This is a genomic window from Nakamurella flavida (assembly GCF_030811475.1).
GTDB lineage: Bacteria > Actinomycetota > Actinomycetes > Mycobacteriales > Nakamurellaceae > Nakamurella > Nakamurella flavida.
Genome location: NZ_JAUSQV010000001.1, coordinates 156859 through 181600, shown reverse-complemented (window position 1 = coordinate 181600; position 24742 = coordinate 156859). Strand labels below are relative to the sequence as shown.

Sequence of the window (24742 nt, the reverse complement as noted above, 5' to 3'; positions counted from 1 at the left end):
CGCGTCCGGCACGGAGCCGCTCGCGCGGCGGACCTGCCGGTCAACGGGAGGCAGGCTGCCCTCCGTCGGTCCCGGGACCGTCGGGCGTCGCGACGCTCGCGGCGATCAACGCGGCGAGGCCCTCGCCGTCGAGAAGATCGACAGGGGCGACGGTCTCGTTGGACGCCACGAAGTGGAACGCGGCCCGCACCTCCCGCAGCGGAACCGACCAGAGCTGTGCCACGGCCAGCCGGTAGCTGGCCAGCTGCACCGCAGAGCTGGCGAGGCGGTCTGCCGACGGTCGCCGGCCGGTCTTCCAGTCCACGACGGTGTATCCGCCGTCGGGGTCGGCGAACACGGCGTCGATCCGACCCTTGACCCCGATACCCGCGATGGTCGTGGAGAACGGGACCTCGATGTCGACCGGCGACCGGGCGGAGAACCCGGAGGTGAGGAACGCGGCCTGCAGTGCCTCCAGCTGCGGATCGGCGGGGGCCTCGGCGCCCGGGGCCCCGACCAGATCGGTCATGTCGAGCAGAGCCTCGCCGGTGTAGAAGTACTCGACCCACTGGTGGAACGCGGACCCACGCGTGCGCCCCACGGTCGGGGCGACCGGCAGCGGGCGGCGCAGACGGCGCGCGAGCCGCCCGGGATCCTCGGCCAGCTCCACCAGGGTCGACACGGACACCGAGCCCGGCAGCCACACACGCACCGGCGCCGGGTGCAACGCATCCTGCCGTTCGGCGAGCAGCAGATCGACGTCCGCGGCCCAGCCGAACGGATCGGGCTCCTCGTCATCCCCGCCCCCATCGTGGGCATCGGGAACATCCGATAACCCGCCGTCGCCGCGCACCCCCTGCTCGTCCGGGCGGTGCTCGTCCGGGCGGTGCTCGTCCGGGCGGTGCTCGTCCGGGCGGTGCTCGTCCGGGCGGTGCTCGTCCGGGCGATGCTCGTCCGGGCGATGCTCGTCCGGTATGGGCGATCCGGGGCCCGCATCCGAGGAGCTCCCCCCTCGAGCGCCACTCCTCGGACCCCCGACCGTGTCCGGCTTCTCGTCCGAACTGTCCGCCGTACGGGCCGGAGACGGCCGCTCTCCGTCGTCGACGGGGTCGAACAGCACGTCCACGTCATCGTCGTCCTCGGGCGGCGGCTCCCCCGGGTCCATGGATCCGTCGTCGATCTCCGGCCGCGGCGATCCGGTCCCACCTCCGGTGGGACCCTCCGGCCGGCGACCGTCGACGGCGCCGACCCAGCCGGGCGAACGGGTGGTGGGACCACCGCCACCGTCCGCCACTCCTCGAGCGTCTCCGTGGCCGTCGACCTCACCGGTGTCCGTCCCCTCGCGGCCCGCGGAGCCCGATCCCGCCCGGGGGATCCGGTCGAGCGCACGCCGCACGAGGTCCGCGCCGTGCTCGACGGCGGAGCGTCGTGTGCCGAGGGGATCCTGCGGCCAGCGAGCGGTGGGGACCCTCTCGGTCAACGGGTTGCGATCGTCCGGCGCCGGGGCGGCCGCCCACTGCTCGTGGGCGATCGGCTCGGAGATCGCCTCGGCGAGCTCGGTGAGGAATTCGCTGGGACCCAGCGGCTTGAGACCGGTGGCGCCCCAGTGGTGCCCGGACGCCAGCAGGGTGTGCTCGGACCGGGTCAGGGCGACGTAGAGCAGCCGGCGTTCCTCGCGCAGCTGGAACTCCTTGACGGATTCCACGTGGGCGGCGAGCGTCGCCGCGAGTTCCCCCTGGTCGACCCCCTTCGGCAGGGCCAGCTCCGGGAGCTCCGCCCGGTCCCCACGGAGCGAGGGGGGCAGCTGCGAGGCGTCCCCGAGCCAGGTCTCCGCACGCGTGCTGGGGAAGACGCCGACCGACAGGTGGGGGACGGCCACCGTGTCCCACTCGAGGCCCTTCGCCGCGTGGACCGTCAGGATCTGCACACTGCCGGCCGTGACGCTGGCCTCTCCGGGGCGCAGCCCGTCCTCCCGCTCCTGCGCGGCGGCGAAGTAGTCCAGCAGCTCGGCGGGACCGGCACCCGTGGCCGCCACTTCGGCCACCACGTCGGCGATGGCGTCGAGATGCGCCCGGCCGGCCGGCCCGTGCACGGCGGCCTCGACATCCAGACCGGTGGTGCGCTCCACGTCCGCGACCAGATCCACCAGCGGCTGACCGAGCCGCTGCCGGAGCCGGTCGAGCTCGCCGGCGAAACGGGTGATCCGGGCCAGCCCGGTCGCGGTGTACCCCCCCGGGTCTCCCGGATCGGCGGCCGCATCGACCAGGGAGACCGCATCGATGTCCTCGCCGGGCAGGGCACGGTCCACGGCGTCCCGGACCACGTCGATCCCCTCGACCGACCCGGAGGCCGGGCCGTCCGAGGGCGTCCCGACCGCCAGGGCCCGGGCCCGCCGGGCCAACGCATCGAGATCGGACATCCCGATCTGCCATCGGGCCCCGGTCAACAGCCGCACCGCCGAAGGGCCCGCAGTGGGGTCGACCAGGACGTGCAGGGTCGCGACCAGATCGGCCACCTCAGGTTCCGACAACAGCCCACCGAGTCCGACCACCTCGACCGGCAGTCCCCGCGCGCGCAGCGCCTCGGCCATGGCCGGCATGTCCCGCCGCCGACGCAGGAGGACGGCGGTGGTGGGCGGTTCGACCGTCGCCGCCGGTACCCGACCGACCGGGCCCACTCCCCCCGGCCCGTCGGGCGGGAGCCGTGCGTCCGGTTCGTCGTGGGCGACGGAGGATTCTCCGGCCACCGGGGACCACCCGACCTGGCGCCACCGGTCCACGATGCGGTCGGCCACCCACGCGTCCTCCTCGACGACGGTGGAGAAGAGCCCCAGTCGGACCGTTCCCTGTTCCGCCCCCTCCCGAGGTCGCAGAGTGGCGACCGGGATCCGTCCGGAACGCAAGGGGGCGGACACGGCGTTGGCCAGATCCAGGACGCTCGTCGGGTTCCGGAAACTCGTCAGCAGGGACAGCACCGGGGCCGGCCGCCCCGGCGCGAGCGGGAAGTCGTCGACGAACCGCACCAGGTTCCCGGCGCTCGCTCCCCGCCAGGAGTAGATGGACTGCACGGGATCACCCACCGCCGTCACGGGATGACCGCGATGCCCCCGGGACGCGGCACGGCCCGCCGTCGTACCGGGTTCATGCCCCGAGGCCACGTCCACGCCGAACAATCCACGCAGGAGGATGCGCTGGGCATGTCCGGTGTCCTGGTACTCGTCCAGGAGGACGACCCGGAACCGGTCGCGCATCTGCCCACCCAGCGTGGGGTAGTCGCTGACCAGCCGGGCGGCGAGATTCATCTGGTCGGCGAAGTCCACGACATCGGCCGATCGCTTGGCCGCGGCGAACGCCTCCACCAGCGGCAGGATCCACAACCTGTCCTGCAGGCTCTTCACCGGCTGTTCGAGCTTGCTGTGCAGGGCTTTGCGCTGGCGTGCGCCAGGTGGCGCCGTCCGCATGGTGTCCAGCAGATCCTGCAACGTGACGGCCAGATCGGAGGTGGCGGTGAGGTGGTCCGACAGGCCACCGGACAGAGCGAGCAGCCGCTCGGTGACCTGGTCGGGACCCAGATCGGTGTCCAGATCTCCGTCCCACCGCCCGACGACCCGCCTGGCCAACTGCCAGGACGCCGTCGGCGTGAGTACGGCCGCCGCCGGCTCCACACCCAGCAGCGGCCCGAACTCGCTGATCAGCTGACCGCCGAAGGCGTGGTAGGTGACCACGGTGGGCTCGCCGCCGTCGATCGTCCCCTGGTCGCCCTGCGCGATCCCGGGCATCGCCGGGAGTGCGGCGAGTGCCCGGAGCCGCCGCCGGATCCGGAGACCGAGCTCCCCCGCGGCCTTGCGCGTGAAGGTCAGACCGAGCACCTGCTCGGGACGGACCTGTCCGGTGGCCACCAGGTAGACCACCCTGGCTGCCATCGTCTCGGTCTTCCCCGACCCGGCCCCGGCGACCACGAGCGCCGGGGCGAGCGGCGCCTGGATCACGGCGATCTGTTCGGCGGTGGGTCGGGGCAGCCCCAGCGCATCGGCCAGCTCGACGGCGGTGATCACCGGGTCACCTGTCGACCCTCGTCGCGCAAGGGACAGGATCCGCGAACCGGGCACCGGTCGCAGGCGGGATTCTGCCGCGCCTCCAGGCCCGAGTCGGTGAGCCGTCGGGCGACCTCGCGCACCTGAGCCGCCCAGCGGGGATGGTCCTCGGGGTCGAGCGCCGGTTGCTCGTACACCTTGGGCCGGCCGGTGCGCAGGTGGATCAGTTCTCCGCCGCCGGGTTGCCGGGCCGCCGGGGCACCCGACGGATCGGCGGAGGTGCCGGCGGCGACGTCGTGCCCCAGCGCGAGGGCGAGCTGGTAGACGGCCAGCTGGGCGTTCTCCACGACCTGGGCCCGGGTCGGTGGCGTGGCGCCGGTCTTGAAGTCCGAGACGACGACCGAGCCGTCGGGTCGGCGGGAGAGCCAGTCGACCCGACCGGAGATCACCACCGACGGCCCGCCGTCGTCGGCCGGCAGGGTCGCGGAGACCTCCTGCTCGGATCCGAGGAACTCCCGGTCGGCGGATTGGGTACCCACCCACTCCTGCGCGGCCGTCATCATGGCGGACAGGCTGCGCCGAGCCCGGGCGACCTGCCACGGCGGCAGATGCGCCTGGCGATCCAGGAACGCCTCGACCTGCGCGGTGAGCTCTGTCGTGGGGACGCCGAGACCGAGACCCTGCGCCAGGGCGTGCACGACGCTCCCGTCGATCTGCGCCTGCCCCGCGGGGGTGCGCCCGCCCCGCCGTTCGAGCACCCCGCGCAACGAACACACGGAGATCGACTCGACCGCGGACGGAGACACCACCACCGGACCACGCTGCCAGTCCGAGCGCCCCGACGGATCCCCCAGGCCGAACCACTGGGCCGGGTGGGCACCCGGCACGCCCGCCGCCGCCAGTCGGGCGAGTTGGCGGGCCGCCCCCTGGGCGATCTCCTCGTCGACCCCGACGCGTCCGACGATCCGACGCAGCTCCGCGACCAGCCCGGTCATCTGCAGTTCCCGGCGTGGCCCCCAGGCGTCCCCGGGCCACCCGGCGGGCAGGTCGGCGGTTCCGTCGGACAACTCGCCCAGGAAGCGGGACGGCTCGCTGTCCGCCGCGGAGACCGCGGTGACGACGAGGCGGGATCGGGCCCGGGTGGCGGCCACGTAGAACAGTCGTCGCTCGTCGGCGAGCAGGCCGGCCGTCCGGGAGACGGTGGCGGGCAACCCCGCAGCCGCCTGCAGCAGCTCGTCGGCACCGAGCAGGTCGGTCCGGCCCCGCAGGTCGGGCCACCGACCCTCCTGCACGCCCACCAGGACGACCACCTGCCACTCCAGACCCTTGGCCGCGTGCGCCGACATGACCCGGACCGCCTGGATGCCCTGGGCCGCCGAACGCGACTCGGGAGTGAGCGGTTCGGCCGCGACGACGTCGAGGAAGGACTGCACCCCGGCTCCGGGCAACCGGTCGGCATGATCGCCACTCCACTCGAACAAGGCCACCACCGCGTCCAACGTGGCGTCGGCCGCACGCCCGGCCCGCCCCCCGGCCACCGCCTGCGCACCGAGACGATCGGCCAGACCGGACCGTTCCCACACCTCCCACAGAGCCCGGACCGCGTCCGTCCCGGCCGTGGACCGGACCGCCACCATCCGGCTGAGACGGGCCAACGGCTCCCGGAGGTCGTCGGCGAGGTCGGCAGGCAGGGCCGCTCCCGCCAGCACGGCGGCGATCAGGTCCGCCGTGGACCCCTCGCCCTGACGCACCGCACGCAGACGGCGGCGGAGCTGCCGGACACGCAGCGGATCCACCCGGCCCAGGGGCCCGGTGAGCAACGCCAGCGCGATCTCGCCGGTCAGCGCGGCGGGGTCGACCGTGCACCTCAACACGGTGAGCAGGGCCGCCACGGTCGGGTCCTGGGTGAGGGGCCGATCGGGATCCCGGGCCTGGATCGGAACCCCCGCGGTGCCGAACGCGCGGCGGATCACCGGCAGGCTCGCCTCCGGCGAACGGACCAGCACGGCCATGTCCGCCCACGGCACCCCGTCGGCGAGATGCGCCCGGCGCAGGACGTCGGCCGCATAGGCCGCCTCGGCCGACGCGGTGGGAAACACGCGCACCTCGAGAGCGGGCGGGCCCTCGACCCCGGTGGGACCACCGCCGGGCTCGACCTGGGTGGAGTGCAGCTCCCGCTGGACCCCTGGGCCCGGGAGCCCGCGGGCCAGCAGCCGGGTGGCCCGGACCAGCTCGGGCACCATCCGGTGGCAGTCCGTGAGGGTCACGGTGGTGTCGACCTCGATGTCCCGCAGTGCGGCCGGTTCGGCGCCCCGGAACGCGTAGATGGCCTGGTCGGGATCGCCGAGGACGATGAGCTCGTCGGCACCGGAGGCGACCATCTCGATCAGCCGCGCCTGGGCGGGATCGACATCCTGGTACTCATCGACGAAGACGCGCCGCACCCGGGCCTGTTCCGCGGCCAGGGCCCGGTCGTCACGGAGGACGGCGACCGCCGCCGCGGTCAGTTCGGCCTGGTCCAGGGCCGCGCCGAACCGGTTGCTGCCCTGGCGGAGGTCTGCGACGTCCTGGTACTCCCGCGCGAGGGCGGCCACGGCCCGCCATTCCGGACGGCGCGCCCGCCGGCCCCATTCCGCGAGTCGAGCCGGCGACAGACCCCGTTCGGCGGCCCGCATGAGCAGGTCGCGGACCTCGGCGGCGAACCTGGGGGTGCCGAGCGCACCGGTGAAGGCGTCGGGCCACAGCCCGGTCCCGGCATCGCGGTGCCCGACCAGCAGCTCGCGGACCATCAGATCGGACTCCCCTGCCGACAGCAGGCGCGGGACGGGCTCGCCGGTGCGGTGGGCGTGTCTCCGCAGGACCGAATACGCATACCCGTGCAGGGTGCGGACCAGGGGCTCGCGGGTGGTCACCCTGACCCGCCGGGCGAGCCGTTCGGTCAACTCCGCGGCGGCCCGCCGCGAGAAGGTCAGCACCAGGATGGATTCGGGGTCCACCCCCCGGCCCATCACCCGCTCGCCCACCGCTTCGACCAGGGTCGAGGACTTACCGGTACCCGGCCCCGCCAACACCCGCAGCCGGCCGCCGGGATGGTCGATCACCGCCTGCTGGGCGGGTGACGGCACGGGCGTCGCACGTGCGGCCGGGAAGGCCACCCGGTAGGCCGGTCCGCGAGCGGTCGCGGCCGTCTGCGTCGCCCCCTCGGGGGTCCTGGTCCGCTGCATGCCCGGAGTCCATCACGTCCCCCCGACAGCGGGTGGGCGGCGCCGACACCGATCACCGACGGCCGGCCGCAGACTGTGCGGATGGACGAGCAACTGGCCGAACGCATGCTCGAGGTCGTCCGGGCGACCCCTCCGGGTTCGGTGATCACCTACGGGGACGTCGCCGCCCGGGCCGGCTCGCTCTCCCCGCGACTCGCCGGTTGGGTGCTCTCCCAGCTCTCGGACGAGTCCGTCCCCTGGCACCGCGTCGTGCGGGCGGACGGGACACCCGCGCCCCATCTGCTGGTCGAACAGTCGGCACGACTGGCCGCGGAGGGCGTGCCGATGAGCGGGGGACGGGTGGATCTCCGGCGGTACCGGGACCACTGACCACCCCGGGCGTGATCCCGACCGGGTGCTGCTCGTGCCCGGCGCCGCCGCTGTCCCCATGCTCGATTTCCATCCCGACCGGCCGCCGTCCGCGCCGTCGCCGTCCGCCGGACGGCAGGGTCGGCCGCATGACGGCACACGAGCGCGACGCGATCAGACTCCGAGGGACCGCGGCACTCTTCGCCGTGATCCCGATCATGCTCGGCTTCCACCCCGAGGACAGCCTCGTGCTGGTCTGCCTGCGCGGACCGCAGGGCACCGTCGGTCCGGTCGGGCGGGCGGACGTGGACGCGGGACAGGAGGGCGCCGACCGGCTGGTCGCCTTCGCCGCGGCCCATGCCGACGTGGTGGCACTGGTCCGCTACTCCCCCCTGCCCGAGGACGGCGTCCTGACCGGCCTGCTCCGTCGAAGACTCGGGCGGCTGGGCATCCCCGTGGTGGGGGTGTGGGCCGTCCATGACGGTTGGGCCGTGGAGATGGGGCGCGACGGCGCGCATCGGGCCCCGATCGAGTCCCGGGACGATCCGGCCGTCGTCCACCTGCGTGCGGCGAACGCGCTCGCCGGCCGGTCCGTGCTGCCCAGTCGTCGCCATCTCGTGGCCTCGATCGCCGCACCCGTCGGCGAGGCCGCCCGGGTGGCCCGCGCAGCGTTCGCCCGGGCCGCGGCCGACGAGCCCGGTGATGCCGACCAGCTCGCCGACGCCGCACTGGAGCAGCGCGCCAACACAGGGTGCGTGGAGGTGGAGCTCGCAGCTCGTCTCGTCCGGACGATCGACGGGAGGACGGCGCGGGACCGCCTCATCGCCCGGGCCGTCCGCGAGCCCGACCTGCCCTGGGTGGCGATGTTGGTGAGCCTGGCCGGGTTGACCTCCGACGCGGTGGCGTCGCCGGTGTGCGCCATGCTGTCCCTGGTCGCCTACCGCTACGGGGACGGCGCACTGGCCCAGATCGCGGCGCAGCGCAGTCTGGATCACGATCCGGCGAATTCGCTCGCCCGCATCATGACCGACGTCATGGACCGGGCCCTACCTCCGGAACGACTGACCACCCTGCTGGGCGCCACCGACGACGACCCGGATCAGGCCGACGCGGACAGCACCGGCGAGAGGACCTCGCTCACCGACAGCAGGTGCACCAAGGCCTCCGATGCGTCCATCTCCGACACCCGGCCGCTCACCGGGTCGACCGACACGTGAGGCGACGGGTGGATCAGTTGGGCGCCGAGCCGGAAGATCAGCGCGCGTCGCAGCATCTGCGGCCATTCGGGCAACCGACCCGCCCACTCGTCGACCAGATCGATCGACGCCCCGCCGAACGTGAGTGCGTCGACCGCCAGCACGGCCGATGCCCACGACGCGGGACGCCAGTGCGGCGCGATGTCCACCACGGCCGGCGGAGCATCACCGGCGAACAGCACGTCGGCGAACAGGTCGCCGTGGGTGAGTTGGGCAGGAAGGTCGACCTCCCGCCGCCCGGACGCCAGCTCCGCGACGAGCGCGGAACCGTGACCCTCCGGGAGCCGGCCGTCGTCGGCCACCTCGCCCCACGCCAGTTGGTCGGCCCAGTGCCCCACCGTGTGACCACGCCGCAGGAAGCGCGGTTCGGTTACGTCGGCGAGCGCCTGGTGGAGCCTCGAGGACACGGCCAGCATGTCGTCGTACCGCGGGAGCGGCACGCCCGACACCCGACGGCGCGCGGCCCAGCCGCCCACCACCCAGCGCCCGTCGGAGGAGCGGACGGGGCGGGCGAGCCGCACGGACGGGACGTGCAGGTGCTCCAGCACACCCGCCACCCAGGACGTCTCGGCGGCGTCGGGCGCCGGGCTCAGCACGATGTCACCGAACAGGAACGGGGCACCCTGCCGACCCGACGGGAGTTGCTCCGCGGCCCCCCCGACCGCCCCGAAGGCAGCCAGCACGTGGTCGGGCGGCGGGGCACTCCCGACCGGAGACGTCGCCACCTCGGTCTCGATCAGTAGCTGGGCAGTGCCGGGTCGACCTGCTTGATCCAGGCCAGCACACCCCCGCCGACATGCACCGCGTCGGAGAACCCGGCCTTGTGCAGGACGGCCAGGGCCTCGGCCGACCGCGCCCCGGACTTGCAGTGCAACACGACCGGCTTGTCCTGCGGCAGGGTGCTCAGGGCCTCGCCGGACAGGATGTCGCCCTTGGGGATGAGCACCGAGCCGGGGATCGAGACGATCTCGTACTCGTTCGGCTCGCGCACGTCGACGAGCAGGAAGTCCTCTCGGGCGTCGATCCGACGCTTGAGCTCGGTGGCCGAGATGGTGTGGTCGGCCACGGCCGCCGCCGCGTCGTCGGAGACCGAACCGCAGAAGGCCTCGTAGTCGATGAGGCCGGTGACCGGCTCCCCCGCGGGGTCCCGCCGGACCTTCACCGTGCGGTAGGTCATCTCGAGCGCGTCGTAGACCATCAGCCGGCCCAGCAGGGTCTCGCCGATGCCGGTGAGCAGCTTGATCGCCTCGGTGACCATGATCGATCCGATCGAGGCGCACAGGACACCCAGGACGCCGCCCTCAGCGCACGAAGGGACCATGCCCGGCGGCGGGGGCTCGGGGTAGAGATCGCGGTACTGGACGCCCTCACGGCCGTTCGACGGCTTGTCCCAGAAGACGCTGACCTGCCCCTCGAACCGGTAGATCGAGCCCCACACGTACGGCTTGTTCAGCAGAACGCAGGCGTCGTTGACGAGGTACCGGGTCGCGAAGTTGTCGGTGCCGTCCAGGATGAGGTCATACTCGGCGAAGATCTCCAACGCGTTCGAGGAGTCCAGCCGGTCGGTGTGCAGGTTGACCTGCACGTGCGGGTTGATCTCGGCGATCGACTCGCCCGCGGACACGGCCTTGGACTTGCCGATGTCGGACTGTCCGTGGATGACCTGCCGCTGCAGATTGGACTCGTCGACCGTGTCGAAGTCCAGGATGCCCAGCGTGCCCACACCGGCCGCGGCCAGGTACAGCAGCGCGGGCGAACCGAGGCCACCCGCCCCGACCGCCAGCACGCGGGCGTTCTTCAGCCGCTTCTGACCGATCATGCCCACGTCCGGGATGATGAGGTGTCGCGAATAGCGCTCGACCTCGGTCTTGGTCAGCGAGTCGGCCGGTTCGACCAGCGGGGGCAGGGACACGGGGTTCTCCTCGGGCACGGGGAATAGTGTGCCTCACCGCCAACACACGGAGAGCCCCCGTTCTTCCCGCGGCGACACCGACGGTCCCGAGCGGTACCTCTCAGCCGGAGACGACGCTGGGCGCGGCAGGCGCCACGGCGTCCGGGAACGGGTACGGGTTGGCGGTGCACACCTTCCCGTCTGGCGGGATGACCTGCGGGTTCAGGTACGCCAGGTCGTCGTTGGCCACACTCCACGACTGCTGCATCATCACCGGGGCCTGACCGCCGTTCACCGGGCACGGTTGATGCCCGTTGCCCAGGGCGTGCCCCACCTCGTGGTTGATCACGTACGTGCGGTACCCGGACAGGTCCGTGCCGTAGGCCATCGCCCCGCGCACCCACCGCGAGTTGTTGATCAGGACCCGCCCGGAATCGCGCTCGTAGCAGGACGGTTCGAGCTGGACGGAGAATCCGCACAGGTCATTGCTGTGGGCGGTCATCTGACTGGTCAGGGCGATCTGGAAGGAGGCGTCCGGCCCGGCGACCCGCTGCAGGCTGATCTGCCCTCCGCCGATCCAGGACCGGGGATCGGCGAGGATCGCATCGACCTGGGCGGCGAACGCAGCGTCGGCCGCCGCGTCCTGGATGCCGTCCTCCACTTGGATCGCATAGGTCACCACCCGGGGCCCGGTCCCCAGGACGGGCCCGGTGCCCGGGACCTCGTGCCAGGTGCCGGCCCCGGTCGTGGTGAACGGCTCACCCGACGGCAGTGCCCCCGACGGGACACGGAGCGCGTCGGCGGTGATGTTCGCCGGATCGGCCGTCAGCGCCACGGGCAGACCTGGATCGGGTGCCGCCGGGGTGGGGTCGGCGCCGTCCGTGGGGACCGCCTCGGTCGTCGAGGTCGGCGGGGGGGTTGCCGCGGCGACGTCCTGCGGTGGAACCTCTGACGACGCGACCGGCGGGGACGTGGTGGGCGCGGTGGTGGACGGAGCTGCCTGGGTGAGCGGCGCTGCCGTGGCGGGGCCCGACGCGGATCCGCCGCCGGGCGACGCGGCCTGCCAGACGACGAGCACGCTGAGCACGACCAGCACCGGGATCGCGTAGATCCGCCAGCCCCACCGCCGCGACGGGCGGCGGACCGGGCCCGCGGCGGGTCGGCGTCCACGGACGGGCCGCCGGTCCCCCGCCGAAGACGTCCGTGACACCCGATCCGTCGACCGCCCGGGTGAGGCCGGGCGGGCCGCGGACCGCGACGGGGTCTGCCGGGTCGATCGACCGGAGGATCCGGGGCCAGGACGAGTCACGAGCTGGAGGGTTCCACACGGGGGGCGGGGCGAACGTGCGGCACGCCTGTGTGATCCGTGCGGTCCCAGAGGGCCAGGATCGCCCGCGCCGTCGCGATCGGATCCTCCATCTGCGCCACGTGACCCACCCCGGGCAGCACCAGCAGGGTGGCATCGCGGAACTCCCCGACCGTCCGTCGGGACAGGCGGACGTCGACGAGGCGGTCCCGGGTGCCCCAGACGATCAGCACGGGACACGTGAGGGAACGGGCCGCAGAGCCGAAGGACCACCGGCCCGGACGCAGATACCGACCCATCATCGAACGCAGGGGCCCCAGCGTCGCCAGCGACGCCCACGGCAGCCCGGTGCGCCAGTCCAGGTCGGCGGCGGCGGCCTCGTAGGACGCGTCGTCGATGAGGTCCGGGTCGCCGAAACAGAGCCGGCCCGTCCCCCGGGCCCGGGTCGCCGCGTCGATCCCGCCCAGTCGACGGCCCGCCACACCCGCGGTTCCCGGCAGCAGCAGCAGGGCCAGCCGGGGATCCCCGCCACGATCGGTGGTCAACCGCAGGTCGGGCACGGCCGGCGAGATCAGGGTCAGGCTGGCCACCAGATCGGGATGACGGGCGGCGAGCAGGGTGGCGACATATCCCCCGAGGGAGTTGCCCACCAGATGGACCGGACCGGCACCGCTGACCCGGCGGATCGCGGCGGCGACGAGGTCGGCGTCCCCGAGCAGCGAGTAGCGGCCGCGCGGCGGCGGATCCGACCGGCCGCTCCCGGGGAGATCGACGCTGAAGCCGACCGTCCGGTCGGCCAGGACTGCGGCCAACCGGGTCCAGTTGGTCGAGGAACCACCCAACCCGTGCACGAACCAGACCGGGGTGGGCCCGACGGGGCCGTCGTGACGCCGGACGTACACACCCCGACCATCGATCAGTTTCGTCTGTCCGGGAGGCGGGAGCGTGGCCATCGGCGGGGCGGGCGGGAGCGGAACCTCGGAGAGCTCCGCCGTCGTCCAGGACGCCAGTTCGTCCCGCGCAGCGGGTCCGCTCATCGGCCAGGCCGCACCGACACGGGGAGCGGAGGGGGCGGGGGGCACCGCTCCATCCTGCCCCGCTCCCCCAGGGATCCTCGAGTTGTCCCCCTGTCCGGTCTCCGTCCCCACTGTTCGCATCGGGCGCGGTCCGCACACCTGGAGTCGGCAGATTGACGAACGGCCGGCCGACCGGTCTCCCACTCGTCAGGACAGGAAGGGGCACCCGTGTCCACCGATCTCACCGTCGACACCGACCTGCTGAGGCTGAGCGCCGAGGCGGTCCGAGAAGCGGGTGCCAGTTACGGGTTCAACCTGATGAGCGCGGCCGGTATCGAGATGTCCTTCACCCCGGCAAGTCTGGGGCCCGGCCCGCACGGTGCCGACGTCGTCCGGCTGGCCCAGCGCTGCGTGCAGGATGCCGTCGCGGCGGTCCGGGCCCTCTCCGACAGCGCCGGTCGCTATGCGGTCGCCCTGGACAACGCGGCCGTCACCTTCGCCTCCACCGAGTCGATGCTCGGGCCCCGCTGATGCGGCACGAGATGACCCAGTGGGCGGCGGCCTTCGAGCTCCCCGATCCGATGCCCCTGGCCAGTGAGGCCCTGGACTGCGACCCCGAAGCGCTGCACCAGGCATTCGTCCAGACGAGGCAGGCCTGCGTCGGTGTCTGGCGTGGCACCCAGCTCGTCGAGGACACCTGGACCCGACTCGCCGCGGGGTGGTCGGCACCCGAACCCGCCGCTGCGCTCGGCGCACTGGTCCGGGCGGGCTGGAGCACGCGAGCGATCCTGGTCCGTCAGGCCGACCAGGCCGATCGGACCCGGGCGGAGCTGGCTTCCTGCCGAGCCGCGATGCAAGCAGCTCTGGACGAGGCGGTCTCCGCGATCGCCGGCGCCGGCCTTCCCCTCGACGGCGGTGCCGCGGCGGCCGCCCTGGCGGCCGGCCCGGCGTGGTCCGATCCCGCCCGGCCGTCCGCTCGGCCCATCGTCGAGAAATTCTGTGCGGCGGCGACAGTGGCGCAGGCTCAGGTCCGATCCACGCTCGCCGACCTGGCCCGAGCACTCTCGGTCGACCCCCTGCAGCCCATCCAGGGCCTGATGGCCCGCAGCCCGGTGTTGGCGCGACCGTGCGACCGATCCACGCCGCAGGATTTCGCCCTGCAGCTGGCCCAGGAGGCCAACATGGCCCGATTGGAACGGGATCTGAGCTCTGGGGACACCGACACGAAGACGACCGCCCGAGGGATCAAGGACGCACTGGAGGAGGCGGCGGCACGTGGCGAGGAAGCCACCCTCGTGCTGTACGAGAGCGCTCACGGTGCCGTTCAGGCCCGCGCCGCCATCGCCGTCGGCGACCTCGCCACGGCCACCCGCACCACCCTCACCGTGCCCGGGATCTTCAACACGCCGGCCGACATGTCCGGGGCGTTGAAGGATGCCGGTGTTCTGCAGGCGCAGACGGAGTGGGCGAGCGACGAGGAGACAGCGGTGATCGCCTGGTTCGGGTACTCCATCCCCGGATCCGGGGTGCTGCGGCCGCCGAGCGTCCGGGACTCCCTGAACCTCTTCTCCGGGTTGTCGAGAGTCGGCAGTCTGCTCGCGACCGCCGATGACGACGCCGCTGTCGCCGGCGGGGAATCGTTGGCGCGCGACTTGACCCTGTTCCGCACGTACATGCCGGACGAGGTGATCGTCACCGGGGACGGCTTCTCGATGGGTTCGACCACGGTGTCGCAGGCGGCCCGGCACGCCGGGGTGTTCGACCAGATCGTCCTCGCGGGGTCACCGGGTGCCGGCGAGGGCGTGCGGTCCGTCGACGACTACCCCGGGCTGGACGGTGCGGATGTCTGGGTCAACTCCCTGGACGACGACCCGGTGACGAACGCCGGCCCCGACGTCCTCGGGCAGGTGAAGGCGTCCCTGACCCATGACCACGGCAACCTCGTCCCGTTCGGGGCCGACCCCGCGACCGAGTCCTTCGGAGCGAGGGTCATGGACCACCGGTCACCCGCCGACGACCACGGCCTGGGTCTGGGCAATCACACCAGTACGAACTACCTGACCGCGTCGCTCCTGCAGTCCACGGTGGCCGTGATCGTGGGCAAGCCGGACCAGGTGCCGGTCAGACGCGGCCGGTGAGGACGGGCCCGGTGAGGAGGAGCCCGGTGAGGAAGCAGGCCGACACACCTCGGGCACGGGCGATCACGCCCGGCGCCACCCGCCGCACGCCTGGACGTTCTGCGAGCCCTACGCCGTAGGGTGGGTCGGCGATGACGAGGAAGGTGTGCAGCTGATGGCCGAACCCACCGTGGCCCGTCCGACGACGCGCCTCTCCCGGTCGGCCCGACGCGAACAGCTCCTGCAGGCCGCCAAAGGCGCGTTCGTCACGCAGGGCTATCACTCCGCGGCCATGGACGACATCGCCGAACGGGCGGGGGTGAGCAAGCCCGTTCTCTACCAACACTTCCCGTCCAAGCTCGAGCTGTATCTCGCGCTGCTCGCCGAGTCGGCCGACCACATGGTCACCCTCGTCCGCGACGCGATCGCCACCACCACGGAGAACCGGGAACGGGTGCATGCCGCGGTGGATGCCTACTTCAGCTTCGTGGCGGACAACGGTGAGGCCTACCGGCTCATCTTCGAGTCCGACCTTCGCGGCCAGGTGGAGGTCGAACGGATCGTCGAGCACGCCACCGAGGCCTGCATCGCGGAGATCACCCAGACGATCATCACGGACACCGGCAGTGATCCCGGTCGGGCACGACTGATTGCGTCGGGGATGGTGGGGCTGTCGCAGGTCAGTGCCCGCTACTGGATCTCCCAGGTGGACGGAGTGCCCCGCGAGGAGGCCATCGCCCTGCTCTCCACCCTGGCGTGGCGGGGCATCTCCCACTTCCCGCCCCGGCACGAGGAGCACCGGGGCGGGTGAGGGAGGCCGGCGGACGGGCGTCGAAGCCTCGTCCGCGGTTCGAACGGATCAGGCGTTGAAGAAGCCGACCCGCCGGCCGTCGGCCGGGGCGATCTCGACGTAGGCGATACGCGCCGAAGGGATGATCACCCGGCGGCCCTTGTCGTCGGTCAGCACCAGGGTGCCCTTGGGGTCGGCGAGTGCCGTGGCGAGCTGCGCCTCGATCTCGTCGGGGGTGGCGGCCGAGCTCACGGTCAGTTCGCGGCCGCTCTCCGCCACACCGATCTTGACGTCCACGCGGACCTCTTCCCATCTTGTTCGGACCAGGGGCGTGCACGGTCGCCCGCCGCCCCTGGATGTCCCACCAGGCTAGTGCAGCCCACCCCGGAGCCCCGGCGCCCACCATCCGCCATCGGCGAACACCGGCCCCCGGCGGCCACCCGCTCCGGGCCCCGGCCCACGATCACCGGGCCTCCGGACCACCGTGCGGCCGCCGGACCCGATGATCACCGGCGAGGCTCGAGAGCTGCGGTGTGGACCGCGCACCTCCACCCCGGGCGGTCGTCGGTCGTCGACCAGCCCGCCGTCCGGCGATCGGGGCCTGCGCGCGGCGTGTGACGGGTGGGGGCCGACCTTCGGCGGGCCGGCGGGCCGGGGATCGCGGCCGACGGTCGGCGGGCCTGGAGCCCGGTGGGCCGGGATCGGTGGGCCGGGATCGGCGTCCATCCCGTGCGACCTCACCCGACCTCAGAAGAGTCGGAACTCCCCCGAGTCCAACCCGCGCAGGATGTCGTAGTCGAGCACCACGCACCGGATCCCCCGGTCCTCGGCCAGCGTCCGGGCCTGCGGCTTGATCTGCTGGGCGGCGAAGATTCCCTGGACGGGCGCGAGCAGCGGATCGCGGTTGAGCAGCTCGAGGTACCTCGTCAGCTGCTCCACCCCGTCGATCTCACCGCGACGCTTGATCTCCACGGCCACCGACCGCCCGTCGGCGTCCCGGCACATCAGGTCGACCGGGCCGATCGGCGTCGGAAACTCGCGACGGACCAACGACCACCCGTGCCCCAGAGTGGCCACGTGCTCGGCGAGCAGCACCTGCAGATGAGACTCGACGCCGTCCTTGGTCAGCCCCGGGTCGACGCCGAACTCGTGCCGCACGTCGGTGAGCACTTCCTCCAAGGCGATCTGCAACTGTTCGCCGGCCTTGTTCTGCACGACCCAGCGGCCCGGTTCCTCGATCAACCAGCACGGCGGGGACATCCAGTTCAGCGGCTTGTAGGACCCACCGTCGGAATGGACGAGAACCGAACCATCCGCCTTGACCATCAACAGCCGTACCGCCGAGGGCAGGTGGGCGGTCAGTCGCCCGACGTAGTCCACTGAGCATCGAGCCACCACGAGTCGCACCGGGCCACCCTAGCCGCCGGGACGGGGGCCGTCGGTCAGTCGGTGACGCGTTCGATCGTGGCCCCGAGGGACTGCAGATCCTCCACGAACCGCGGGTATCCGCGGTCGATGTGGAACACCTCGTGCACCTCGGTGACCCCCTCGGCGGCCATGCCGGCCAGCACCAGCCCGGCGCCCGCGCGGATGTCGGTCGACCAGACCGGGGCGCTCGACAGCTGGTCGCGGCCGCGGATGGACGCGTGGTGCCCGTCGGTCCGTGCGTCGGCGCCCATCCGGATCAGTTCGTCCACGAAACGGAACCTGGCCTCGAACACGTTCTCGGTGATCATCGAGTGACCGTCGGACACCGCGGCCAGGGTCAGGGCCATGGGCTGCAGATCGGTCGGGAAGCCGGGGTAGGGCATGGTGATGAAGTCGACCGCCCGAGGGCGTCCGGGCATCGCCACGGTGAACGCCTCGGGCTCCAGCTCGATCTCGGCCCCGGCGGCACGCAGCCGCTCCAGGGGCGCAGTCAGGTAGGCCGGGTTCACCCCACTCACCCGCACCTCGCCCCGGGTCACCGCCGCCGCGTAGGCCCAGGTGCCACCGACGACCCGGTCACCCACGGTCCGGTGTCGGGTGGGCGAGAGCCGGTCGACGCCCCGGATGGTGATGGTGCCGGTACCGGCGCCCTGGATGTCCGCGCCCATCTGCTGCAGCATGACGGCCAGGTCGATGATCTCCGGCTCACGAGCGGCATTGTCGATCACCGTGGTCCCCCGGGCGAGTACCGCTGCGGTGAGGATGTTCTCGGTCGCACCGACACTCGGGAAGTCGAGCCCGATGCTCGCTCCGTGCAGCTCGGTCGCGCGGCCGACCACCTTGCCGTGTTCGATGGCCATCTCGGCCCCCATGGCGCGCAGCCCCGACTGGTGCATGTCCAGAGGCCGTGAACCGATGGCGTCGCCGCCGGGCAGGGCCACCTCGGCACGGTGACAGCGCCCCATCAGCGGACCGAGGACACAGACAGACGCGCGGAGGCGCCCCACCGCGGGGAAGTCCGCGTGCCAGGACAGTTCGGCCGGGGTGGTCACCGACACCGTGTCGCCGGTCAGGACGACCTCACACCCCAGGCCACGGAGAACCTCGGCCATCAGCGGGACATCCAGGATGTCCGGGCAGTTCTCGATCACCGTGGTGCCCTCGGCGAGCAACGCGGCCGCCATCAGTTTCAGCACACTGTTCTTGGCGCCGGCGACGCGGACATCGCCGGTCAGCCTCACCCCACCGGTCACCAGGAAACGTTCCACGCCCGGCACTCTATCCGCGAACGGGGTGCCGCCCGGCCGCCCGGGAGCCGGCCGGCACCACGCCCGTAGGGTGGCCGTCATGGCCGTTCACCTGACCCGCATCTACACCCGTACCGGCGACGACGGGACCACCGGCCTCGCCGATTTCTCCCGAGTCAGCAAGACCGACCCGCGCCTGGTCGCCTACGCCGACTGCGACGAGACCAACGCCGCCCTGGGCATCGTGATGGCACTGGGGCAGCCCGCCGACCCGCTGAGGACCGTCATCAGCCGGGTCCAGAACGAACTGTTCGACCTCGGGGCGGACCTGGCCACGCCGGTGTCCGCCGAGGAGCTGGCCGGCGGCGCGGGCCAGCCGGCCAGACTGCGCATCACCCAGGACTACATCGACCGCCTGGAGAGTGATTGCGACACGCACAACGAGGCGCTTCCCGCCCTCACCTCGTTCATCCTGCCCGGGGGAACGGCGGCGGCGGCCCTCCTGCACCAGGCCCGCACCGTGGCACGCCGAGCCGAGCGCAGCGCCTGGACGCAGGTCAACGCCGATCCCGAGCACACCAATGCCCTCGCCGCCCTATACCTGAACCGGCTGTCGGACCTGCTGTTCATCCTCGCCCGGGTGGCGAACCCGGACGGCGACGTGACCTGGGTACCGGGCGGCTCGCGCTGACGGGCGGGTCCAGGTCGGCCACGAGACGGCCGGCCTGGACCGACCCGGCGACGGCTCGATCGGACGGGGTCTGCGCCGCGGACACCTGCCTCAGACGCCGGATCGCACGCGCGTGACCACAGGCGTCGGCGGGGGAGCTCCGGCACCGACGACGGGAGAATTTCAGTCGCGGCGGCGCAGGGACCCGCGCCGATGCGCGGGGCTGCTCGGCGGCAGGGACTCAAGCCACGACAGCACCCCGGTCGACACCTGCTCGCTGACCGCCAGCTCGAACGGGGTGCCCCCATCGGTGCAGGTGATGATCACCGACCCGACCGGCAGCAGATCGGCCTCCGTACCGGCCGGACAGCGACGCTCCCCCAAGGTGAGCCGCTCCCGGGACAGTCGGCGCGCGGGCATCGGCAGCGGCGAGAACGACCGGTACAGCAGGAGGTTCGGACCGTCGAACCGGCCCTGGCCGAGCACCCATCCGTGGCCCGCACGGGACACATCGAACCGCCACGACACGCTGACCGCCCCGGACCGGGCCAACCGCGACCGCCGCACCGTCACCATCACGATGACCAGCACGACGAGAGCGAGCAGGGCGAGACCGAGAATCTCCACGATCAGGACGAGGTCCACCGGTCGGGGTGCCGACTCAGATGTCGTTGCCGGTGGCCAACAGCTGGGCCTGTGCCCGCCGCAGATCGGCCTCGGCCTCCGCGGAATCACCGCGGGCCTTCGCCGCCTCGTACGTCTGACGGGCGTGACTCACGTCGATCTCGTCGGAGAGCTGGGCATCCTCGGCGAGGATGGACACGCCCTCCTTCGTCACGGAGAGGAATCCGCCGTGGACGGCGATGCCCAGAACGTTCCCGCCCGCCTGCTGGATGCGCGCCGCGAAACCCTCGCGCAACTGGGCGAGCAACGGGGCATGACCGGGCATGATCCCGATGTCACCGTCCACGGTCCGGGCGACCACCATCTCGGCGGTCCCGGACCACACCTTGCGCTCGACGGCGACCAGGTCTACCTGCATCTCGGCCACGGACACTCCACTCTCGTCGTGGGGAGGTGCCGGTCGCGGACGACCAGCTTGGACAAAGCCTAACGGTTCGGCGACCCGTCGCCGGGCCACCGGTCACTGCTCAGCCGCGCACACCTCCGCCGAGTGACCTCGGGGGATGGCGGCGGGCCCACGAACAGATGTGGCGGGGTCCGCCGGGACCCCGCCACATCCATTCCGCCGGAGGATCAGCCCTCGAGCGTCTTGGCCTTGGCCAGCACGTCGTCGATGCCACCCACGTTCAGGAAGGCCTGCTCGGGGATGTGGTCGTACTCGCCCTTGGCGATGGCGTTGAACGACTCGATGGTGTGGTCCATCTCGACGTACGAACCGTCCATGCCGGTGAACTGCTTGGCCACGAAGAAGTTCTGGCCCAGGTAACGCTCCATGCGGCGAGCGCGACCCACGAGGAGCTTGTCCTCCTCGGACAGCTCGTCCATGCCGAGGATCGCGATGATGTCCTGGAGCTCCTTGTACTTCTGGAGGATCCGGATGACCTCCTGCGCGACGCGGTAGTGCTCGTCACCGACGTACTGCGGGTCCAGGATCCGCGACGTTGAGGACAACGGGTTCACCGCGGGGTAGATCCCCTTCTCGGTGATCGCCCGGTCGAGCTCGGTGGTCGCGTCCAGGTGGGCGAAGGTGGTCGCCGGCGCCGGGTCGGTGTAGTCGTCCGCAGGCACGTAGATCGCCTGCAGCGAGGTGATCGAGCGGCCCTTGGTGGAGGTGATCCGCTCCTGCAGCTCGCCCATCTCGTCGGCCAGGGTGGGCTGGTACCCCACCGCGGACGGCATGCGGCCGAGCAGGGTGGAGACCTCGGAACCCGCCTGGGTGAACCGGAAGATGTTGTCGATGAAGAGCAGCACGTCCTGGTTCTGCACATCGCGGAAGTACTCCGCCATGGTCAGCGCGGACAGGGCGACGCGCATGCGGGTCCCCGGCGGCTCGTCCATCTGGCCGAAGACGAGTGCGGTGTCGTTGATGACGCCCGACTCGGTCATCTCGGTGAAGAGGTCGTTGCCCTCGCGGGTGCGCTCGCCCACTCCGGCGAAGACCGAGGTGCCACCGAAGTTCTTGGCGACGCGGGTGATCATCTCCTGGATGAGGACGGTCTTGCCCACGCCGGCCCCACCGAACAGGCCGATCTTGCCGCCCTGCACGTACGGGGTCAGCAGGTCGATGACCTTGATGCCGGTGACCAGCTGGGTGGTCCGACCCTCGAGCTGGTCGAACGACGGGGGCTTGCGGTAGATCGGCCAGTGCTCGGCGTCCTCGGCGGTACCGGGAGCGTCCAGGCACTTGCCGAGGGCGTTGAAGACGTGCCCCTTGACCGCGTCACCGACGGGCACCGAGATCGGCTTCCCGGTGTCGGTGACCGAGGCGCCGCGCACCAGACCGTCGGTCGGCTGCATGGAGATGGCGCGGATGATGTCGTCGCCGAGGTGCAGCGCGACCTCGAGGGTCAGGGTGCGGTCGTCGCCGAGCCCGGACACGGGGACGTGCAGAGCGTTGAACAGCTCGGGCACCTCGCCGCGGGGGAACTCGACGTCCACGACCGGGCCGATGACCCGGACGACCCGACCGGTCACACCGGTCGACTGCGGGGTTGTCTGGAAAGCAGTGCTCATCGTGATCAGTCCTCTTCGTTTCCGGCCGCGGCGAGGGCATCGGCGCCGCCGACGATCTCGCTGAGTTCCTGGGTGATCTGGGCCTGCCGGGCCTGGTTGGCCTCCCGGCTCAACTTCTTGATGATGTCGTTGGCGTTGTCGGTGGCGCTCTTGCACGCAGCACGACGGGCGGCGGACTCGCTCGCCGCCGAATCCAGCAGGGCCGCGTAGATGCGGGTGGTGATGTACTTCGGCAACATCTCGTCGAGCAGCGCCTCGGGGGACGGCTCGAACTCGTAGGACGGACCCAGCTTGGCGTCCGATCCCGTGCCCGACTGCTCCACGTACTCGATCTCCATGGGTGCCAGCCGCCGTGCGGTGGGCGACTGGGTCATCATCGAGACGAAGTGGGTGGACACCACGTGGATCTCGTCGACGCCCTGCCCACCGTCCGGCGTGGTCCCGTCCGACCCGACCAGGAAGGCCGGCAGCAGACTGGCCGCCGCGGCCTCGGCATCGGCGTAGGTCGGCTGCTCGGAGAAGCCGGACCAGGAGTCGACGACCGGGCGCTGCCGGAAGTTGTAGTACCCCAGACCCTTCCGGCCGATGACGAAGAGCACGACCTCCTTGCCCTGGCTCCTGAGTAGGGCGGTGAGCTCCTCCGCGGACTTGATCGCGTTGGCGTTGTAGCCACCGCAGAGCCCACGATCCGAGGTGACGAGCAGGATCGCCGCCCGTCGGGCGTTCTCCCGCTCGGTCAGCAACGGGTGGTCCAGGGTCGACACGTTCGCCAGCGCCTCGAGGACGTCGGTGATGAGCTCGGAGTACGGAGCAGCCGCAGCCACCTTGGCCTGGGCCTTGGCGATCCGGGAGGTGGCGATCATCTCCATCGCCTTGGTGGTCTTCTGCGTCGAGCGCACCGAGCGCACCCGTTGCCTGAGCACCCTGACCTGGGCGGCCATCAGGAACTCCCATCGATTGCGGAGAAGGACCGAGCGGCGGACGCCGGCCCGGTCACCACCACCGTCGCCGAAGCGACGGTGGTGGTCATGGAGGACATCATGGGAACGACTGTCACTTCTTCGGCTGCGCGCGTCGGACCTGGATCTTCTCCTGGCCCACGTCCGCGGAATCCATGGGCTTGACCTCGGCCTGACGGCCCAGGATCGAACCCTCGGACGTGGTGAAGCTGTCGGAGAAGTCCTCCAGCGCGGTCAGCAGGGCGTCCTCGGCATCCTTGGACAGGTCGCGCGAGCTCTTGATGGACTCGAGCGGGCTGCTCGGAGCGTGCCGCAGGAACTGCAGGAACTCGCTCTCGAAGCGGCGGATGTCCTCCACCGGGACACGGTCCAGGTGCCCACGGGTGCCGGCCCAGATGGAGACGACCTGCTCCTCCACCGGGTACGGGGAGAACTGCGGCTGCTTGAGCAGTTCCACCAGTCGCGAGCCGCGGGCCAGGGACCGCTTGGACGCCGAGTCCAGATCGGACCCGAAGGCGGCGAACGCCTCCAGCTCGCGGTAGGCCGACAGGTCCAGACGCAGGGTGCCGGAGACCTTCCGCATGGCCTTGATCTGCGCGGCGCCGCCGACCCGGGAGACCGACACGCCGACGTTGACGGCGGGGCGGACACCGGCGTTGAACAGGTCGCCCTGCAGGAAGCACTGGCCGTCGGTGATCGAGATGACGTTGGTCGGGATGTACGCGGAGACGTCACCGGCCTTGGTCTCGATGATGGGCAGACCGGTCATCGAGCCCGCGCCCAGCTCGTCGGACAGCTTCGCGCAGCGCTCCAGCAGACGGGAGTGCAAGTAGAAGACGTCGCCCGGGTAGGCCTCGCGGCCCGGCGGGCGCCGCAGCAGCAGCGAGATCGCGCGGTAGGCCTCGGCCTGCTTGGACAGGTCGTCGAAGATGATCAGGACGTGCTTGCCCTGGTACATCCAGTGCTGGCCGATCGAGGAGCCGGTGTACGGCGCGAGCCACTTGAAGCCGGCGCTGTCCGAGGCGGGCGAGGCGACGATCGTCGTGTACTCCAGCGCGCCGGCGTCCTCGAGGGACTGCCGGACACCGGCGATCGTGGTGCCCTTCTGACCGACGGCGACGTAGACGCAGCGGACCTGCTGCTTCGGGTCGCCGGTCTCCCAGTTCTGCTTCTGGTTGATGATCGTGTCGACGCAGACGGCGGTCTTGCCGGTCTTGCGGTCGCCGATGATCAGCTGGCGCTGGCCGCGGCCGATCGGCGTCATCGCGTCGATGGCCTTGATGCCGGTCTGCAGCGGCTCGCCCACGCCCTGCCGCTCGACGACCGAGGCCGCCTGCAGCTCCAGGGCACGGGTGCCCTCCGACGCGATCTCGCCCAGGCCGTCGATCGGCTGGCCCAGCGGGTTGACCACGCGGCCCAGGAAGGCGTCGCCGACGGGGACGGAGAGGATCTCGCCGGTGCGGGTGACCTCCTGTCCCTCCTCGATGGTGTTCGCGTCACCGAGGATGACCGCGCCGATGGAGCGGACGTCGAGGTTCAGGGCGACACCCAGCACCCCTCCGGGGAACTGCAGCAACTCGTTCGCCATGGCCGACGGCAGACCCTCGACGGTGGCGATGCCGTCACCGGTGCTGGCGACGACGCCGACCTCCTCCCGGGTCACCTCGGGGGTGTAGTCGGCGACATAGCTGTCGATCGCCGAACGGATCTCGTCCGCGGAGATGGTCAACTCGCTCATCGTGGTCCTGTTCCGTCGATATCTGGGTTCATGCCGAAGTGGT

Annotated in this window: 20 protein-coding genes; 6 read left to right on the top strand and 14 right to left on the bottom strand. The window is 71.8% G+C overall.

What is annotated here, in order from left to right; translation table 11 throughout:
• Positions 1-40 precede the first annotated feature (40 nt).
• Both J2S58_RS00840 and J2S58_RS00835 read right to left on the bottom strand, forming a co-directional pair.
• Positions 41-4033, bottom strand: a complete 3993-nt coding sequence (locus tag J2S58_RS00840) for a UvrD-helicase domain-containing protein (protein ID WP_205255116.1) — start codon at positions 4031-4033, stop codon at positions 41-43.
• Complete coding sequence (locus J2S58_RS00835; RefSeq protein ID WP_205255115.1) at positions 4030-7236, bottom strand: ATP-dependent helicase; 3207 nt, start codon at positions 7234-7236, stop codon at positions 4030-4032. The genes J2S58_RS00840 and J2S58_RS00835 overlap by 4 nt, the downstream gene beginning before the upstream one ends.
• 81 nt (positions 7237-7317) lie before the next feature.
• Between J2S58_RS00835 and J2S58_RS00830 the strand changes: the two genes are divergently transcribed.
• Positions 7318-7605, top strand: coding sequence for an MGMT family protein (locus J2S58_RS00830; protein ID WP_205255114.1), 288 nt, complete (start codon positions 7318-7320; stop codon positions 7603-7605).
• A gap of 128 nt (positions 7606-7733) precedes the next feature.
• Positions 7734-8801, top strand: a complete 1068-nt coding sequence (locus J2S58_RS00825; RefSeq protein WP_205255113.1) for a DUF4192 domain-containing protein — start codon at positions 7734-7736, stop codon at positions 8799-8801.
• On the opposite strand, the gene J2S58_RS00820 is transcribed toward J2S58_RS00825, so the two are convergent.
• The 4 genes from J2S58_RS00820 to J2S58_RS00805 all read right to left on the bottom strand — a co-directional run bounded on the left by J2S58_RS00820 (position 8684) and on the right by J2S58_RS00805 (position 13119).
• Positions 8684-9565, bottom strand: coding sequence for a TIGR02569 family protein (locus tag J2S58_RS00820; protein WP_205255112.1), 882 nt, complete (start codon positions 9563-9565; stop codon positions 8684-8686). The genes J2S58_RS00825 and J2S58_RS00820 overlap by 118 nt on opposite strands.
• 11 nt (positions 9566-9576) lie before the next feature.
• On the bottom strand, positions 9577-10752 hold the full coding sequence (moeZ, locus tag J2S58_RS00815) for an adenylyltransferase/sulfurtransferase MoeZ (protein ID WP_205255111.1): 1176 nt from the start codon (positions 10750-10752) through the stop codon (positions 9577-9579).
• Between the two features lie 100 nt (positions 10753-10852).
• A complete protein-coding gene (locus tag J2S58_RS00810) occupies positions 10853-11827 on the bottom strand; it encodes a DUF3152 domain-containing protein (RefSeq protein ID WP_205255110.1) in 975 nt (324 codons plus the stop codon).
• 209 nt (positions 11828-12036) lie between these two features.
• Entirely contained in the window at positions 12037-13119 is a 1083-nt protein-coding gene (locus J2S58_RS00805; protein WP_205255109.1) for an alpha/beta fold hydrolase, read from the bottom strand.
• 162 nt (positions 13120-13281) lie between these two features.
• On the opposite strand from J2S58_RS00805, the gene J2S58_RS00800 reads away from it, so the two are divergent.
• From J2S58_RS00800 to J2S58_RS00790, 3 genes are all read left to right on the top strand, one after another.
• Positions 13282-13584, top strand: coding sequence for a hypothetical protein (locus J2S58_RS00800; RefSeq protein WP_205255108.1), 303 nt, complete (start codon positions 13282-13284; stop codon positions 13582-13584).
• An 11-nt stretch (positions 13585-13595) separates the two neighbouring features.
• Entirely contained in the window at positions 13596-15191 is a 1596-nt protein-coding gene (locus tag J2S58_RS00795; RefSeq protein ID WP_205255107.1) for an alpha/beta hydrolase, read from the top strand.
• Between the two features lie 154 nt (positions 15192-15345).
• Positions 15346-15981, top strand: a complete 636-nt coding sequence (locus tag J2S58_RS00790) for a TetR/AcrR family transcriptional regulator (RefSeq protein WP_205255106.1) — start codon at positions 15346-15348, stop codon at positions 15979-15981.
• A gap of 48 nt (positions 15982-16029) precedes the next feature.
• Here J2S58_RS00790 and J2S58_RS00785 read toward each other — a convergent pair whose 3' ends face one another.
• The 3 genes from J2S58_RS00785 to murA form a co-directional block, all read right to left on the bottom strand.
• On the bottom strand, positions 16030-16257 hold the full coding sequence (locus J2S58_RS00785) for a DUF3107 domain-containing protein (protein ID WP_205255105.1): 228 nt from the start codon (positions 16255-16257) through the stop codon (positions 16030-16032).
• A 450-nt stretch (positions 16258-16707) separates the two neighbouring features.
• On the bottom strand, positions 16708-17367 hold the full coding sequence (nucS, locus tag J2S58_RS00780; protein WP_205255104.1) for an endonuclease NucS: 660 nt from the start codon (positions 17365-17367) through the stop codon (positions 16708-16710).
• Positions 17368-17402: 35 nt separating this feature from the next.
• Positions 17403-18656 carry a UDP-N-acetylglucosamine 1-carboxyvinyltransferase gene (murA, locus tag J2S58_RS00775; protein WP_306826045.1) on the bottom strand — a complete coding sequence of 418 codons (1254 nt, stop codon included), beginning with the start codon at positions 18654-18656 and terminating at the stop codon, positions 17403-17405.
• 79 nt (positions 18657-18735) lie between these two features.
• Here murA and J2S58_RS00770 point away from each other — a divergent pair, with 79 nt between their 5' ends.
• On the top strand, positions 18736-19326 hold the full coding sequence (locus J2S58_RS00770) for a cob(I)yrinic acid a,c-diamide adenosyltransferase (RefSeq protein WP_205255102.1): 591 nt from the start codon (positions 18736-18738) through the stop codon (positions 19324-19326).
• A gap of 162 nt (positions 19327-19488) precedes the next feature.
• Here the strand turns inward: J2S58_RS00770 and J2S58_RS00765 are convergent, their stop codons facing one another.
• The 5 genes from J2S58_RS00765 to atpA form a co-directional block, all read right to left on the bottom strand.
• Positions 19489-19950 (bottom strand): DUF2550 domain-containing protein, encoded by a 462-nt coding sequence (locus tag J2S58_RS00765; RefSeq protein WP_205255101.1) that lies wholly within the window; start codon positions 19948-19950, stop codon positions 19489-19491.
• A gap of 16 nt (positions 19951-19966) precedes the next feature.
• Complete coding sequence (locus J2S58_RS00760; RefSeq protein WP_205255100.1) at positions 19967-20356, bottom strand: F0F1 ATP synthase subunit epsilon; 390 nt, start codon at positions 20354-20356, stop codon at positions 19967-19969.
• A gap of 206 nt (positions 20357-20562) precedes the next feature.
• The gene (gene atpD / locus J2S58_RS00755) at positions 20563-22002 is read right to left on the bottom strand and encodes a F0F1 ATP synthase subunit beta (protein ID WP_205255099.1); all 1440 of its coding nucleotides are present in this window, start codon (positions 22000-22002) and stop codon (positions 20563-20565) included.
• 5 nt (positions 22003-22007) lie between these two features.
• The gene (locus J2S58_RS00750) at positions 22008-22943 is read right to left on the bottom strand and encodes a F0F1 ATP synthase subunit gamma (protein WP_205255098.1); all 936 of its coding nucleotides are present in this window, start codon (positions 22941-22943) and stop codon (positions 22008-22010) included.
• Between the two features lie 112 nt (positions 22944-23055).
• Positions 23056-24699, bottom strand: a complete 1644-nt coding sequence (gene atpA, locus J2S58_RS00745) for a F0F1 ATP synthase subunit alpha (RefSeq protein ID WP_240188249.1) — start codon at positions 24697-24699, stop codon at positions 23056-23058.
• Positions 24700-24742 lie beyond the last annotated feature (43 nt).